The 15,366-nt window shown below is 72.1% G+C and carries 11 protein-coding genes; 4 read left to right on the top strand and 7 right to left on the bottom strand.

Annotated features, from left to right (window positions below):
* The first annotated feature begins 68 nt into the window (after positions 1-68).
* The 4 genes from ACERMF_RS15780 to ACERMF_RS15765 all read left to right on the top strand — a co-directional run bounded on the left by ACERMF_RS15780 (position 69) and on the right by ACERMF_RS15765 (position 5,743).
* On the top strand, positions 69-1,073 hold the full coding sequence (locus ACERMF_RS15780; RefSeq protein ID WP_373670103.1) for a 5'-3' exonuclease H3TH domain-containing protein: 1,005 nt from the start codon (positions 69-71) through the stop codon (positions 1,071-1,073).
* A gap of 108 nt (positions 1,074-1,181) precedes the next feature.
* Entirely contained in the window at positions 1,182-1,814 is a 633-nt protein-coding gene (locus tag ACERMF_RS15775) for a peroxiredoxin (protein WP_373670102.1), read from the top strand.
* A 77-nt stretch (positions 1,815-1,891) separates the two neighbouring features.
* Positions 1,892-2,788 (top strand): DNA-3-methyladenine glycosylase, encoded by an 897-nt coding sequence (locus ACERMF_RS15770; RefSeq protein WP_373670101.1) that lies wholly within the window; start codon positions 1,892-1,894, stop codon positions 2,786-2,788.
* Between the two features lie 72 nt (positions 2,789-2,860).
* Entirely contained in the window at positions 2,861-5,743 is a 2,883-nt protein-coding gene (locus ACERMF_RS15765) for a putative bifunctional diguanylate cyclase/phosphodiesterase (RefSeq protein WP_373670100.1), read from the top strand.
* Between the two features lie 10 nt (positions 5,744-5,753).
* Here the strand turns inward: ACERMF_RS15765 and ACERMF_RS15760 are convergent, their stop codons facing one another.
* From ACERMF_RS15760 to ACERMF_RS15730, 7 genes are all read right to left on the bottom strand, one after another.
* Positions 5,754-6,731: an NAD(P)/FAD-dependent oxidoreductase gene (locus tag ACERMF_RS15760; protein WP_373670099.1), complete on the bottom strand. Its 978-nt coding sequence runs from the start codon at positions 6,729-6,731 to the stop codon at positions 5,754-5,756.
* Between the two features lie 122 nt (positions 6,732-6,853).
* A complete protein-coding gene (dacB, locus tag ACERMF_RS15755) occupies positions 6,854-8,668 on the bottom strand; it encodes a D-alanyl-D-alanine carboxypeptidase/D-alanyl-D-alanine-endopeptidase (protein WP_373670098.1) in 1,815 nt (604 codons plus the stop codon).
* 147 nt (positions 8,669-8,815) lie between these two features.
* Positions 8,816-9,952, bottom strand: a complete 1,137-nt coding sequence (locus ACERMF_RS15750) for a sigma-70 family RNA polymerase sigma factor (protein ID WP_373670097.1) — start codon at positions 9,950-9,952, stop codon at positions 8,816-8,818.
* A 226-nt stretch (positions 9,953-10,178) separates the two neighbouring features.
* Positions 10,179-11,528: an acyltransferase gene (locus ACERMF_RS15745; protein ID WP_373670096.1), complete on the bottom strand. Its 1,350-nt coding sequence runs from the start codon at positions 11,526-11,528 to the stop codon at positions 10,179-10,181.
* A gap of 107 nt (positions 11,529-11,635) precedes the next feature.
* Entirely contained in the window at positions 11,636-12,373 is a 738-nt protein-coding gene (locus ACERMF_RS15740; RefSeq protein WP_373670095.1) for a bile acid:sodium symporter family protein, read from the bottom strand.
* 177 nt (positions 12,374-12,550) lie between these two features.
* A complete protein-coding gene (locus ACERMF_RS15735; RefSeq protein ID WP_373670094.1) occupies positions 12,551-13,864 on the bottom strand; it encodes a YibE/F family protein in 1,314 nt (437 codons plus the stop codon).
* Positions 13,865-13,991: 127 nt separating this feature from the next.
* Entirely contained in the window at positions 13,992-15,149 is a 1,158-nt protein-coding gene (locus ACERMF_RS15730) for an RNA polymerase sigma factor RpoD/SigA (RefSeq protein ID WP_373670093.1), read from the bottom strand.
* Positions 15,150-15,366 lie beyond the last annotated feature (217 nt).

Below are 15,366 nucleotides of genomic sequence, written 5' to 3'. Positions count from 1 at the left end.
TGGATGGGTCCGAGGCTACTGGTTCGCTACCGTCGACCGGACCCGCCGACCATCCGCCAGGACCCACCGTGCCCCTCGATCCGACCTCACCTCGCGTCCTGGCGGTCGACGGCAATTCGCTGGGCCATCGCGGCTTCCACAGCGCGCAGCAGGATGCGCAGCGTGAGGGGTGGACGACCCCGTTCGTCACCGGCGCCGTGGTCGGGATGCTCGCCTCGGCCTGGATCGAGGGCCCCTACGACGCGGTCGTGGTCGGCTTCGACCATCCCACCAACCAGCGCAAGCTCGACTTCCCCGAATACAAGGCCAACCGCGCGGCCACCCACCCCGACCTGCCCGGTCACCTGCAGACGCTGCGTGGGCACCTGCGGGACTGCGGTTTCACGGTCGTCGAGGTCGAGGGTGCCGAGGCCGACGACCTGCTTGCGGCCACCGTCGACGCCTGCGTCGCCCGCGGATGGCCCTGCGACGTGCTGAGCTCGGACCGGGACCTGACCGCCCTGGTCGGGCCGACCACCCGCCTGCTGCGGCCCCGCGCGACCTTCGCCGATCTCAAGGTGTACGACGAGGCTGCGGTGCGGGCCGAGTACGGCGTGTCTCCGGCCCAGTACACCGACCTCGCCGCCCTCCGCGGCGATCCGTCGGACGGACTGACCGGGGCGAGTGGGATCGGGCCGAAGATGGCGGCCCGGCTCCTGCGCGACTACGGCTCCGTGCCCGCCATGTACGCCGCGTTGCAGCATCTCGCACCGAAGGTCGAGGCAGCCCTGCGCTCGAGCCGCGACCGCGTCGAACGCAACCTCGAACTCATGGCGCCGATCCCCCACCTGACGGTCGACGTCGCCGCCGCCGTCGCGGCGGGGGTCGACCACGACCGGGTGCAGACGACCCTGAACGCGCTCGGGCTGTACGCACCGGCGCGACGCTTCGTGCGTGCCGTCACCGCACCCCCGGTGCCTCCGATGCCGCCCATGCCCACCGAGCCGGACGAGCTCGTCGGTGTCGGCGCGGCGGTCGCCCCCACCCCCGTCACCACCTCCCCGCTCGCCGGCGAGCAGGTCCCCCTCTTCTGATTCGATCCCGATCGTCTCGCCGTTTACACGGTTGGCACTCCACGGCCGCGCGGGGTCGCGGTGGGGCTCCGTACCGTCGCGCCTTCCACTCCACCAGGAAGGACCACCGTGGGTATCCGACTCGGAGACGAGGCCCCCAACTTCACCGCCGCCACCACCGAGGGCGAGCTGAACTTCCACGACTGGAAGGGTGACGACTGGGCCGTGCTCTTCAGCCACCCGAAGGACTACACGCCGGTCTGCACCACCGAACTCGGCGCCGTGGCGCACCTCAAGGACGAGTTCGACCGTCGCGGCGTCAAGGTCATCGGCCTGTCCGTCAGCTCGCTCGAGGACCACCGCGGCTGGGACGAAGACATCGCCGACACCCAGGGCGCGGCGCTGAACTTCCCGCTCATCGCCGACCCCGAGCGCAAGGTCGCCGACCTCTACGACATGGTGCATCCCAACGCCAGCGACACCGCGACGGTGCGCTCGGTGTTCGTGATCGGCCCCGACAACAAGGTCAAGCTGACCCTGACCTACCCGGCGGCGACCGGCCGCAACTTCGACGAGCTGATCCGGGTCATCGACTCGCTGCAGCTCACCGCGAAGGAAGGGCTGGCCACGCCCGCCAACTGGACCAAGGGCGACCGGGTCATCGTGACCCCGGCCGTGTCCGACGAGGACGCCCGGGCCCGGTTCGAGAACTTCGAGGCCAAGCGCCCCTACCTGCGCTACGTCGACGACCCGACCGCCTGATCGCGAGACCTCGACGGGCCCGGCGCGACCTGCTCGCGTCGGGCCCGTCCGCGTCGACGGGCGGTACGGTCCGCGGCGTGCGTCGCTTCTCGGTTCCCGGACCTGTCGACCTGCTGGCCTCCCTGCGGCCGCTGGTCCATTCCGCGCAGGACCCGACGATCCGACTGCGCCGGGACGGTGTCGTGCGTTGCTCGCGGACGCCGGACGGCCCGGGAACCGTCGAGGTCATGCGCGAGCCCGACGGCCGCTTCGTCGCCCGGGCGTGGGGTCCCGGAGCCGCGTGGCTGCTCGATCGGGCGCCCGCCCTCGTCGGCGGCTCGGACGATCGGGACGGTTTCGTCCCCGAACGGCACCCGGTCGTCGCCCGCGCCGCCCGCCGAAGGCCTGGCCTGCGGCTCGGGCGTACCGGCGTCGCGTGGGACGCCCTGGTCCCGACGATCCTGGCCCAGCGCATCACCTCGGGCGAGGCCGCACGGGCGTGGACGCGCCTGGTGCGCGCGCACGGTGAGCCGGCGCCGGGCCCCTACGAGCTGCGGTTGCAGCCCGCTCCCGAGCGACTGGCGGCGCTGCCGTACTGGGCGTACCACCGTTTCGGGGTCGAACGCGCCCGCGCGGAGGCGATCGTCGCAGCCAGCCGGTCCGCCGCCCACCTCCAGCAGGCGATCGACGAACCGTCGCCGCGGGCGAGCGCACGCATCTGCGCCGTCCGCGGACTCGGGCCCTGGACGGCTGCGCTGGTGCTGCGCATCGCGGCCGGCGATGCCGACCAGGTCGAGGTGGGCGACTTCCACGTCAAGAACCAGGTCAGCTGGGCGCTGGCCGGCGAGCCCCGCGGCACCGACGAGCGGATGCTGGCCCTGCTGGCTCCGTTCGCCGGCCACCGCGGGCGGGTCGTGCGCCTGTTGCTCGCGACCGGCGTTCGAGCACCGACCTTCGGCGCCCGGCAGCGCATCGTCGCCGTCGAGCGCCTCTGATCCCGCGCTCAAGGTCCGCCGCGCCCTGCCGACGGACATCACGAATCACTCGTACGTGAAACGGACACGCGCATGGCCGACATGCCTCCCCGTGCCGACGGCCCTGATCAGGCATCGGCGGCGGAGCCGCGGGAGACGGCCGCCACGACGACGGCGCTGATCGTCAACTACGTGCGCCACCACGGTGGCGAAGCCGCGGTCCACGACCTGCTGGCCGCCGCCGACCTGCGTCACACGGCCGCCGAGCTGACCGACCCGGCGCGGTGGTACTCCTACGAGACGCGCATCCGGTTGTTCGAGGCGGCGACCGAGGTGCTCGACGACCCCGAGGCGGCCTTCAAGATCGGCGCGACCGCGCTGGAGAACAACCTCGCGCCCGCCATCGTGCTGCTCGTGCGCGCACTGGGGTCGCCGCGCCAGGTCTACCGACAGCTGCCCTCGGCGGTCACGAAGTTCTCCACCACCTCGACCATGGAGGTCGTCGAGGCAGGTTCCTCTCAGGCCCGCATCAGCTTCCGACTGCACGCCGGCTACCGGCACTCGCGACTCGACTGCGCGTACGCGCAGGGGCTGATCTCGACGGTGCCGACCGTGTTCTCGCTGGAGCCGGCGAGGATCGAGCATCCCGCCTGCCAGTCGGACGGCCACGACGCGTGTATCTACGACCTGTCCTGGCAGGCACGACGGCGGCCCTGGCAGCGGTCCCGACGCGACGGCGCAGACACCGAGCTCAAGGCCCTGCGCGCCCAACTGGCGTCGCTGCAGTCGACCGCGTCGGACCTCGTCGGCAGCCACGATCTCGACCAGGCCCTCACGCGCATCATCGAACGAGCCGCGTCGGCCGTCATCGCGCCGGCGTACCTGCTGGCCGTCGAGACGCCCGGTGCGGACACCCCACTGGTGCACCGGGCGGGACTCGACCCGGTGACCGCCGAGGACATGGCGATCCGTCTGCTCGGCGGGGAGGACCTCGGGCCCCACGTGGTGGTGGTCGACGTCGCGACCGCCCGCCGTCAGTACGGGCGTCTCGCCGCGGTGTACGCCGCGGACCAGCGCGGGCTGCGGGACGAGCGCTCGTTGCTGTCCGCGTACGCCGCCCACGCCGCTGCCGCGCTCGAACTGGTCCTGGCCCTGGACACCTCCCGGCGTGACGAGGCCCGGGCCCGCGACCTGCTCACCCTTGCGCACCAGCTGTCGGTGACGACGAGCGAGCAGGAGATCGCCGACGTCGTCGTCCGCATGACCCCGACCATCAGCGGCGCACCGCGCGCCAGCCTGCTGGCCTGGGACGCCGGTCGCGGCTCGCTGCGCGGCCTCGCTGCGCACGGCGGGACCGAGCAGACCCGCGCCACGTTGCTCGAGACCGAACTCCGCCCCGACGAGACGTCGGAGCTGGCACGCATGCTCACCCGCCGGCGACCCACCGTCCTGCGCAGCGCCGACGTCAGCCCCGTGCTCCGCTCGGTGCTGGAGGCGTTGGACACCGAGACCGTCGTTGTCGTGCCGCTGCTGGCCGGCGACACGTTGCTCGGCGTCCTGACGGCGACGGAGAACAACCCCGCGCCACCGGGATGGCCGGACGCGGAGGCCGTCGAGCGGCTCTCCGGCATCGCCGACCAGGCCGCCACGGCGCTGCAGAACGCCCACCTGGTCACGCGGATCCGCCACCAGGCCCAGCACGACGGCCTGACCGGCCTGCCCAACCGCGCACTGTTCATGCACACCCTCGAGCGCGAGATCGCCACGAGCGAGTCGGACGGCGGCGTCGCCGTCCTGTTCTGCGACCTCGACGGCTTCAAGCAGGTCAACGACCAGTACGGGCATGCCGCCGGTGACGAGCTGCTGCGGCAGGTGGCCGCCCGGCTGCGCGCGCACCTGCGCCCCGGCGACCTCGTGGCCAGGCTGAGCGGCGACGAGTTCGCCCTGCTGCTCCGCGGCGGAGACCTCGACCTCGGCGCCGGCGACGTGGCCAACCGGATCACCGACGGGTTCTCGGCCCCGTTCCGCGTCGACGGGCGGGAGCTGCGGATCAGCACCAGCATCGGCGTCGCCGTCCAGCGCGCGTCCGACGACGGTGGGCACCTGCTCAGGCGCGCCGACGCGGCCATGTACGTGGCCAAACAGCGTGGTCGTAACCAGATCGTGCTCGACGGCGAGACGCCGCGCGGTGGCACGACCAGCCGCCGGTCGGCGGCCCAGCTACGGGCAGGTCTCGACGCGGGCGAGTTCGCGCTGTACTACCAGCCGATCGTGCGCCTCACCTCCGACCTGGGGGAGCCCCGGGTCACCGTGGTCGGCCAGGAGGCACTCGCACGGTGGTGCCACCCGGAGCTCGGCGTCCTGGCGCCCGCGGCCTTCCTCGCCCTCGCCGAGGAATCGGGACACGTGGCCGACCTCGACCTGTGGGCGGTGCGCAGCGCCGTCGCGGCGGCCGTCGACTGGGCCGGGTCCGGGCACCCGTTCCACGTCGCGGTCAACCTCTCCGCGCAGACCCTGATCGATCCACGGCTCCGCGCCTGCGTCCGGGAGGCGCTCAGCGCGAACGACCTCGAAGCCGGCAGCCTGACGCTGGAGGTCACCGAGAGCCGTGCGCTCGTCGACCTCCCAGGGGTGGTCGAGCAGCTGACCCAGCTTCGGCAGCTCGGCGTGCGGATCGCGCTGGACGACTTCGGCACCGGATTCTCGACGCTCACGTGGCTGCAGCGACTTCCGATCGACCAGGTCAAGCTCGACCGCAGCTTCGTGGCGACGCTCGACGGGTCCGACCGCGCCGCCCACCTCGTCGAGGGCGTCGTGGCGCTGGCGCGTTCCCTCGACATCGAGGTCGTCGCCGAGGGCGTCGAGCGCGAGACGCACCTGCGCCGGCTGCACGCGGTGGGGTGCGAGCTGGCCCAGGGCTACCTGTTCGGGCGCCCGACCCCCACCGCGATGACCGAACCGTCCACCCTGCACTGAGCGCCGGGCTTCAGCCGGAGCTGTGCCCGGGGAACACCCGCGCCTTGGGGTCGATGTAGACCGCGGCGTTGTTCACGGCGGTCGCCGCCTCACCGAAGCCGACCGCGATCAGGCGCACCTTGCCCTCGTACTCGGTGATGTCGCCGGCCGCGAAGACGCCTTCGATACTGGTCTGCATCCTCGTGTCGACCAGCACATGGCGCCCGTCGATGTCGATGTCCCACGACTTGAGCGGACCGAGGTCGGAGGTGAAGCCGAGCGCCGCGACGACCGACTGGACCTTGAGCGTCTCGCGTTCGTCGGTCTTGTTGTCGAAGACGGTCACCTCCTCGACGCCGTCGCCCCCGCGGATCTGGGCCACCTCGGTGAAGGTCATCACGCGCACCGACGAGGCGTGCAGCTTGTTGACCGAGTCCTCGTGCGCGCGGAAGCGGTCGCGCCGGTGGATCAGCGTGATGGAGCGTGCGATGCCCTCGAGGTTGAGCGCCCAGTCGACGGCGCTGTCACCACCACCGACGATCAGGACGTCCTTGTCGCGCATCGTCTCGAGCTCACGCACGAAGTAGACCAGTCCGCGCCCCTCGAACTCGGCGGCGTCGGGCAGCGGGCGGGGCGTGAACGTGCCGATGCCACCGGTGATGAGCACCGCCTTGGTCGTCACCTCGTCCCCCTTGTGGGTGCCGATGGTGAAGCTGCCGTCGTCATGCTTGGTCAGCGTCTCGGCGCGGTGTCCCAGGGCGTAGGTGGGGTCGTACTGGGCGGCCTGCTCGACGCACCGCTCGATCAGTTCCTGGCCCTTGATGGTCGGGAAACCGGCGACGTCGAAGATGGCCTTCTCCGGGTACAGGGCCGCGACCTGTCCCCCGGGCTCGGGCAGCGAGTCGACCACGGCCGTCCGCATCCCCCGGAAGCCGGCGTAGTAGGCGGCGTACAGACCGGCCGGTCCGGCGCCGATGATCGTCAGGTCGACCTCGTGGTGCGTTGGCACGCTTGCTCTCGATTCGTCGTGTGGCCCACCGCGCTCCGCTCACGGTAAACGGTGGCTTCACTCGACCAGACATCGACAGGCGCGGCGTGCGGACGGATCGCGCGCGGCTCGCTCGCTGGCGCTCAGCAGACGATCACGGCGGGCGGTCGGCCGAGCGGCCCCTGAGCCGTCGCCGTCGCGGCGTCCTCCCCCTCGTCGTCGGCGTCGTCATCGGCGCCGGCCGGGTCTTCATCGGGGCGCTCGAAGGGGGTGACCTGGCACGCCTGCAGGTCGGCGACCAGCAGCAGTGCCAGCTCGTCCATGAGCGCCCGGACCACCCAACGGTCCGCCCCCTTGGCCTCGTTCCCGACGACCGCGAAGTGGTAGCGCCCACCGTCGTCCCCGACGACCGCGCCGTTGAGGGCCGTGACGTCGTTGAGCGTGCCCGTCTTGCCGAGGAGACGACCCGCGACCGGCGTGCCGCGCAGACGCTGTCGGAGGGTCCCGCTCTCGCCCGCGACCGCCTGGAGCGACTGCCAGGTCTCCGCGTGCTCGCCCGACCACATGGCCCGGTCGACCTCGACCAGCAGACGCGCCGTCACGCGGTCGTCGCGGGAGAGGCCGGAGCCGTCGGCGAACCGGGTTCCGGTCGTGTCGATGCCGAGTTCCTCGAGGATGTCGTGAACGGCGCGCTCGGCCCGGCTCCAGCTGGCGCCCCCGGTCCGGCGACGTCCGACGACGTGGAACAGTTGGTCGGTGAGATGGTTGTCGCTGCGCTGCACCGCGAACCGCAGGATGTCGGCCAGCGGCGGGCTGTCCACGTGGGCGACGCCCTCCTCGACGGCGTCGATGCGAAGGGCCGGACGCGGCTCACCATCGATCTCGACCCCGCGTTCCTCCAGCAGACGTGCCAGGTCCTTGGCCGCCTGCACCCGCGGGTCGCGCACCACCTCGACCCGTGCCAGGGGCGGGTCGAGTCCGGCGAGTCGCTGCTCGATCTCCTCGCGCGAACCGACCAGCGGGATCGAGATCGGCTCGTCAGGGGCCTCCTCGAGATCTGCCTCGTCGGTGTCACCGGCCGCGTCGGGGTCCGACGCATCCCCGTCCACGGCCTGCTGCTCGCGTTCCTGTTCCAGCTGTGGCCAGCGGATCGAGGTCGCCAGTCCGGCGTCGACGGTGAGACCGCTGATGTAGCGGGCGTCGAAGTCGGAGAAGTAGCGCGGCAGCCAGCCCTGCGCCTCGGTCGGTCCGGCGAAGCCCGGCGCGCCACCGCGCACGTCGCCGGTCACCTGGCGCAGGCCCGCTTCGACGAGCTGATCGGCCAGCGACTCGAGCGGGGTCCGTGGCCGCGCGGGGTAGATCCAGCGCCCGTACTCGGGCGTGGCCAGCGTCGGGTCGCCGACCCCGACCAGCACCAGGTCACCGTCGAGGACGCCGTCGGTGGCGAAGGCGTCCGTCGCGTCGACGCGGGTCGTGAAACGGGCGTCGGGGCCGAGTTCGGTCAGCGCCGCCGCGGCGGTGACCACCTTGAGCGTGCTGGCGGGCATCATGGTCGCGTCGGGCGCCAGGCTCGCCACCTCGCGGCCGTATTCGTCGGTGACCAGGACGGCCAGCTCGGCGCCGTCGAGCGAGCCAGCGGCTGCGGCGAGCAGCTCGTCCAACCGCTCGACCAGCACGTCGCGGTCCTCGGGCACCGGCGGTGGGGGCGGTGGTGACGGCTCCGGCTCGGGTTCGGGCTCGGCCGGCGTCGGGGACGGGGACGGTGACGGTGACGCTGGCTGCTCGGGTGCCGCCGTCGGGACCGGCTCCGAGGGTCCGGGCTCCGGCGACGCGCCCGAGCAGGCGCCGAGCAGCAGCGCCAGGGCAGCGGTCGACGCGCCCCAGCGCTGCAACACGGCCGTCATCTCCCAGCTCGGCGCATCGACCTCGCCGGCGGCGCGGGGCTTGCGAGCAGGCACGGCGGACGTCGAGCGTCAGCTCGGCGCATCGACCTCGCCGGCGGCGCGGAGCTTGCGAGCACGCACGGCGGACGTCGAGCGTCAGCTCGGCGCATCGACCTCGCCGGCGGCGCGGAGCTTGCGAGCACGCACGGCGGACGTCGAGCGTCAGCTCGGCGCATCGACACTGTCGAGCAGGCCCCGAAGCTGGAAGCCGCGCGAGGGGTGGCGCAGCTTGGTCAGCGTCTTCTTCTCGATCTGCCTTATACGTTCGCGCGTCAGGCCGAACTGCGCACCGATGTCCTCGAGGGTGTGTTCCTCGCCGTCCATCAGTCCGTACCGCAGCATCAGCACCGTGCGCTCGCGATCGGTCAACGCCGACAGTGCCCGCTCCACCTCACGCTTGGCCAGGACGGCCGTCGCGGACGACTCGGGGTCGATGGCGTCCTCGTCGGCGACCAGCTCACCCATGGTGGCGTCGCCGTCCTCCCCGATCGGCTTGTCCAGCGACGCGACGTCCTGGGCAGCGAGCTTGACCTCGCGCAACCGCTCGACCGGCAGGCCGAGCTCGGCGGCGATCTCGTGCTCGGTCGGCTCGCGGCCCAGCTGCTGGAGCAGAGCGAACTCGGCGTAGCGGACCTTGCCCATGAGCTCGTGGACGTGGACGGGCAGGCGGACCGTGCGGCCGGTGTTGGCCAGACCGCGCTGGAGCGCCTGGCGGATCCACCAGGTCGCGTAGGTCGAGAACTTGTAGCCCTTGGTGTGGTCGAACTTCTCGACACCGCGGATCAGGCCGAGGTTGCCCTCCTGGATGAGCGAGAGCAGGTCGACGCCACGTCCGCGGAACTTGCGGGCGACCGACACGACCAGGCGCAGGTTGGCGCGGATCATGTGGTCCTTGGCGCGCTCACCGCCGCGCGTGACCATGCGCAGCTGCGCCTTGCGACGGGGCGTCAGCTTCTGTCCCGACCCGATCAGGGCCGCGGCCGCGAGCCCTGCCTGATAGCGCTTCGCGAGATCGACCTCCTGCTCGGGCGTGAGCAGGTCGGTGCGTCCGATCTCGTTGAGGTACTGCCGGACCGAGTCCGACGACGCCGACAGCGGGGTCGCCTCGGGCCGGTCGGCGTCCTCGACGAGGTCGTCGAGGACCTGCATGTTGAGGTCACGCGCCTGCTGCGCGGTGTCCTCGACCCAGTTGTCCGGCATGGTCAACGGGTCGAACAGGTCGTTCAGCTCCGACAGGAGCACGTAGCCGCGAGAGGCGCCGCGCTCGAACAACTCGGAGATGGGAGTGACGTCGCTCAAGAGGTGTTCCGTCTCGTGCGGGCGAACCGGGACGCCATGCGGCGCGACTGCTGGCGGGCAGGCACGACCCGGCATGGTACGGGCAGGCTCCCGACCCGCCACCGGTGCGGGCGGCATGGGCCGCGGACGGTACCCGCCTTTCGGCCAGTCGGCTCGCGAGTGTCGGCAAGCGGGTCCTGCGGGCCGGTGGTCGACCCGTCTGGCGCACGGCGCGTCGCCGGCCGCTTCAGTGCGGGTGCCGGTCGGCCGATCGAAGCGCCCCCGCCACCAGTGATCCGGCGGCGCCGAGGGCCACAACGGCCTCGACGGGGATGCCGGCGGGACGGTCGACGACGGTGAAGCCCCGTCCGGCGAACGCCGCCATCGCGCCGCAGGCCAGCAGGGTGGCCAGCACCGGTCGGCGCGCGTCGACCTGGCACCCGCGGAGGCGTGCCACGGCCGCGACGGTCGCGCGTTCGACCGGGAGCACCAGCCGGACGACGAGGAGGGTCACGACGGTGTAGGTGAGCAGCCAGCCGGGTCGAGTCGCCCACCAGGTCGGCGAGTTCGCCGGCGCGGACAGCAGGCGGGCGCCGCCGGGGAGCACGACCGCCGCGCCCAGGACGGCCACCATCACGCTGAGGTGCCACAGGTAGACCGACATCGACATGGCCCCGAGGCGACCGGTCGCCCGCCAGACGGTCGGCCGGGCGAGCCAGGAGGTGAGTCGGGCGTGGGCCAGCATGAGGACACCGAGGTGGGCGCAGGCCAACAGCACGATCGCCAGGCTGGGCGGGGTGTTGTTGCTGCGCACCTCGCCCGGCACGCCGACCATGGACACCGGATAGAGGTCGAGCACCGATGTGACCAGCAGCAGGCCACCGAAACCGACGACCGCGAGCGCCACCCACGTGCGCCGACCCGCAGCACGCAGGCGGCCGTCCTGCCAGAAGAAGCCGAACTGGTGCACCGCGCCCCACACGAGCGGGAACTGCAGCCAGCCGACAACCTCGACGCCCAATCCGCGAGAGACGACCTCCACGACGACGGCAGCCGCGACGATGGCCGCCAGCACCCGCACGCCAGCCCGGTCATGCCACGCGAGCAGGGCCGGGGTGGCGGCGACGAGCAGGACGTACACCGCGAGGAACCAGACGGGGACGGCGACGACCTGGGTCGCCTGGCGCAGGACGGCCGGTTCGACGAGGCCGGCCCGCCCCAACACCCAGGCGGTGGGCACCCAGAAGGCGACGAAGGGCAGGGTCGGCCCGAGCAGGCGGAGGAACCGTCCGGTCAGCCAGCCCCCGTACCCGCCGCCCCGCGCGGTGTGGTTGCGCCAACTCGTGGCGTTGGCGTAGGCCCCGGCAAGCATGAACAGGCCGATGACCTGCGCGGCCCAGGTCACCCACCGGGTCCAGGGTGCGGCCGCCAGCAGGTGGTCGACCTGGACACCGCCGGCGCTGTCCATCCACACGCCGGCCAGCAACCAGTGACCGAAGGCGACCACGAGCAGACTGACGGCGCGGACCAGGTCGACGACCCGGTCGCGGTCCCCGGTCGTGGTGGTGGCCGGTGCGGCCAGGACGGCGGTTGCCACGATGCGCTCCTCCTCGGCGCGCACGGGGTGTGTGCGCCGAGAAGGAGCGTCCGTGAGCGGGACGGACGCCACCGTGGGGGATCGCCCCCCACCTGCCATGGGGGAGGTCAGGGAGCGGGGGCGGGATCGACCCGCATGCCCGCCGCTCGGCGTCCGCCGACCACGAGGGCGGCGGCGGACAGGTACATCAGCAGTCCGTAGACGGCCGACGGCACGGCCATCTGCTCGGATCCGATGACCGTCACGGCGATCAGGATGCCGAGCGTGGAGTTCTTGATCCCGAGCTCGACCGCCATCGTGAGCCGATCAGCAGTGGTCAGCGCGGCCGTGCGGGCCACGGCCCATCCCACGCCGAGGCCGGCCAGGTTGAGCAACAGGGCGGCGGGGCCGGCCTGCGCCAGCAGGTCGAAGAACTCGTCGCGCAGCGAGATCGCGATCCCGACGATGAGTACGACCAGGACCAGCGCCCCGAAGGCCGACACGCTGCGTTCCAGTCGAGCCGCGCGCTGCGGTGCGCGGCGGCGGACGGCCATGCCGAGCACCACCGGCACGAGCACGATGCCCAGCAGCAGTCCGATCGTGCGGCCGAGCGGCACGCTGACGCTGACGTCGGCATTGGCCGGCTGCCAGGACAGCGCCAGGTTGGTCCACAGCGGCAGGCTCACGATCGTCACCACGCTGGCGACGACGGTGAGGACGATCGAGAGGGCGACGTTGCCGCGTGCCAGGAAGGTCACGAGGTTGGAGCTCGTGCCGCCCGGGCAGGCGGCCACGACGACCAGGCCGACCGCCATCGCCGGCGGCAGCTGCAACAGGGCGGCGATCGCGAAACCCAGGGCCGGCATCACGAGCAGTTGCGCCAGGGAGCCGACGACGGCGCCGCGGGGGGGTGCGGGCCTCGCGACGGAAGTCACCCGCAGTGAGGGTGAGCCCGATCCCCACCATGATCACGAACAGGGCGACCGGAAGTCCGATCTCGACCAGCGGGTTCTGCTCCATCGATCGTTGCTCCTCGCCGTTCTCTAGCGTCCGTCGGGCTCGCCGGCGGCGGGGCCCTCCCGCAGGTAGCGCATCCAGGCGTCGTGGGCACGCTCGTCCTCGGAACGGGCCTCGTCACGCGGCGGGACGTGCTCGCTTCGTTCGCGCATGCCCCGCCCCGCGGCACCGGAACCGTGGTCGTGACCATGGCCGGTGGACAACGGGGCCGCGTGGGCATCGCGGCGGACCGCCACCGTCGCCGCCAGGGCCGTCGTGATCGGCACCGCCGCGATCAGGCCGAGCGAGCCCACTACGGTCTTGACGATCTCGACGGCCAGGATCTCGGAGTTGACCAACTCCAGCACCGGGACCGGTCCGACGGAGAACAGCACCAGCAGCGTCAGCGAGGCGCCGGCGTACGCCAGGAAGAGGGTGTTGACCACCGAGGCGATGTGGTCACGGCCGACCTTCATCGCGCGGGCGAACAGCGTGCCCCATGGCAGGGTGCGATCGGTGTCGTGGAGGGCGAACACGGTCGACGCCTGGCTGACCGTGACGTCGTCGAGCACGCCGAGCGCCGCGATGATCAGACCGGCGAGCACGAGTCCGCGCAGGTCGATCCCCTCGACCGCGAACCGCACCAGGCCGGCCTCCTCGGAGGCGAACCCGGTGATGCGCCCGTGTTCGATGAACAGCACGCCCAGGACGACGGTGAGCACCAGGGCCGCGGAGGTGCCGACGATCGCGGCCGTCGTCATCGGATTGACGCCGTGGGCGAGGTAGAGCGTGACGATCATGACCGCGATCGAGCCGACGAGGGCGACCAGGAAGGGGCTCGATCCGGCCAGGATCGCCGGCACCACGAAGCGCACGACGATGAGCAGGCTCAGGCCGAGTCCGAGCAACGAGCGCAGGCCGTGCCAGCGCCCGATCGCCAGCACGGCCAGCACGAACAGCCCGACCAGCAGCCCGAGCGCCGGCAACCGCTGGAAGTCGGCGACGAAGTAGTCCTGGGTCCCGTCGCCGACGTTGGCCGCCTGCAACTCGACCCGGTCACCGACCCGGAACTCGGGGTAGCCGTCCGCGGCGGCCCGGATCGTCACGCGCGTCCCGGCGTCGGGGCCCTCGAGGAGTTCCGCCTCGAGGACGACCTCGTCACCGGAGATGCCGAGCACCGGATCGGCGTCGGCGGCGATCGTCTGCACCTCGTGCAGCACGGCCGTGTAGCGGTCGTCGAGCGGAAGGCCGTCCTCGGTGTCGCGGGCCCCCGGCCACAGCAGCACCAGCCCGGCGAGGGTGGCGACCAGCAACAACCCGACGATGCCGAGCAGCCAGCGATGGGTGCGGTCCTCGAGCATGACTCGCCCAGCGACGGCGGCGGATGGACGCCCGGATGCTAGGCCCCCGACCCCGTCGGGGCGAGATCGCCGCGTGACGCCGACAGCCCGCCGGCGATGCCGGCGGGCCGTCGATGACGCGGACCTGTCAGGCGGCGCGGTCGAGCACGTCGAGCAGGCCGGACAGGTTGTGGGCGCGCGAGGGGTGCCGCAACTTGGCCAGAGCGCGGTTCTGCATCTGGCGGATGCGCTCGCGGGTCAGGCCGAAGTGGGCGCCGATCTCCTCGAGCGTCTGCGGCTCTTCGCCGTGCAGGCCGAACCGCAGCACCAGGATGATCCGCTCACGGTCGTCGAGGGCACCGAGCGCCGCTTCGATCTGCGACAGGGCGTCGCCTTCGAGGGCGGTCTCGGCCGGGTCGACACCCGCGGCATCGGGGATGAGGTCCCCCATGGTCGCGTCGCCGTCCTCGCCGATGGGCCGGTCGAGGCTGACCAGTTCCTGCATCGCCTCGCGCACCTCGCGGACACGCTGGGCGGTCAGGCCGACCTCCTCGGCGATCTCGGCCTCGGTGGGGTCGCCGCCCTTCTGCTGGCGCAGGCGCAGTTCGGCCGACCGCAACTTCCCGTACAGCTCCCACACGTGGGCGGGGACGCGGATGGTGCGGCCCTTGGAGGCCACGCCGCGCTGCAGCGCCTGCCGGATCCACCACACCGCGTAGGTCGAGAACTTGTAGCCCTTGGTGTGATCGAACTTCTCGACCGCACGGAGCAGGCCGAGGTTGCCCTCCTGGATCAGCTCGATGAAGTCGAGGTCGCGGCCCGAGAACTTGCGGGCCTGCGGGACGACCAGGCGCAGGTTCGCCTGGACCATCCGCTCCTTGGCGCGCTCCCCGTCCCGGCTGATCTGCTGCATCCGCAGCTTCTTCGCGCGGCTGAGCTTCGGCTTGGCGGCAAGGATCTCGTCGGCGGCCAGGCCGGCCTGGTAGCGCTTCGCCAGGTCCGCCTCGTCCTCCTTGGTCAGCAGGGCGTGACGGCCGGCGTCGTTGAGGTACTGACGCACCAGGTCGGTGGTCATGGCGCCGGTGTACTCGGCGACCTCTTCGGGGGCGTCGTCGGCGACGTCGTCGACGACCTGGGTGCCCTGGCCGCGGATCTCGGCCACGACGTCGTCGAGCCAGTGGTCACCGTGCAGTTCGGGCACGTGCAGTTCCTGCAGTTCGGACAGCAGCACGTAGCCACGCTCGGACGAGCGTTCGAGCAGTTCTTCGACCGCGACTTCGGCGGTGGGCAGTTCGGTCGGGTTCACCGGGGCCTCCTTGAAGGATCGGAGGGCGTGTTCGCGCCCGCGGGAGCGGAGGCGAAGCGAGGGCGGGGCCGGTGGTGGAGCGCGTCGTCGACGCCGGCCACGCCGTCAGGAGGACGTTGCGTCCACCCTCGCACGTCTGGTTCGGAGCCGCGGGCATCGCGGTGCCGACGCTGGGACGGGGGGATGGGAGAGGGGCGGGGCGATGGTGACCCTCCGG

The organism is Egicoccus sp. AB-alg6-2 (genome assembly GCF_041821025.1).
In the GTDB taxonomy this organism is placed as follows: Bacteria; Actinomycetota; Nitriliruptoria; order Nitriliruptorales; family Nitriliruptoraceae; genus Egicoccus.
Note: the sequence above shows the minus strand (reverse complement) of the source record. Positions and strands in the feature narration are given on the sequence as shown.

What these genes read in the sequence shown, in the direction of transcription:
- ACERMF_RS15735 (WP_373670094.1), bottom strand. Translation starts at nt 13,864, where the DNA reads ATGCTCGAGGACCGCACCCATCGCTGGCTGCTCGGCATCGTCGGGTTG.
- ACERMF_RS15740 (WP_373670095.1), bottom strand. Translation starts at nt 12,373, where the DNA reads ATGCCGGCCCTGGGTTTCGCGATCGCCGCCCTGTTGCAGCTGCCGCCG.
- ACERMF_RS15765 (WP_373670100.1), top strand. Translation starts at nt 2,861, where the DNA reads ATGGCCGACATGCCTCCCCGTGCCGACGGCCCTGATCAGGCATCGGCG.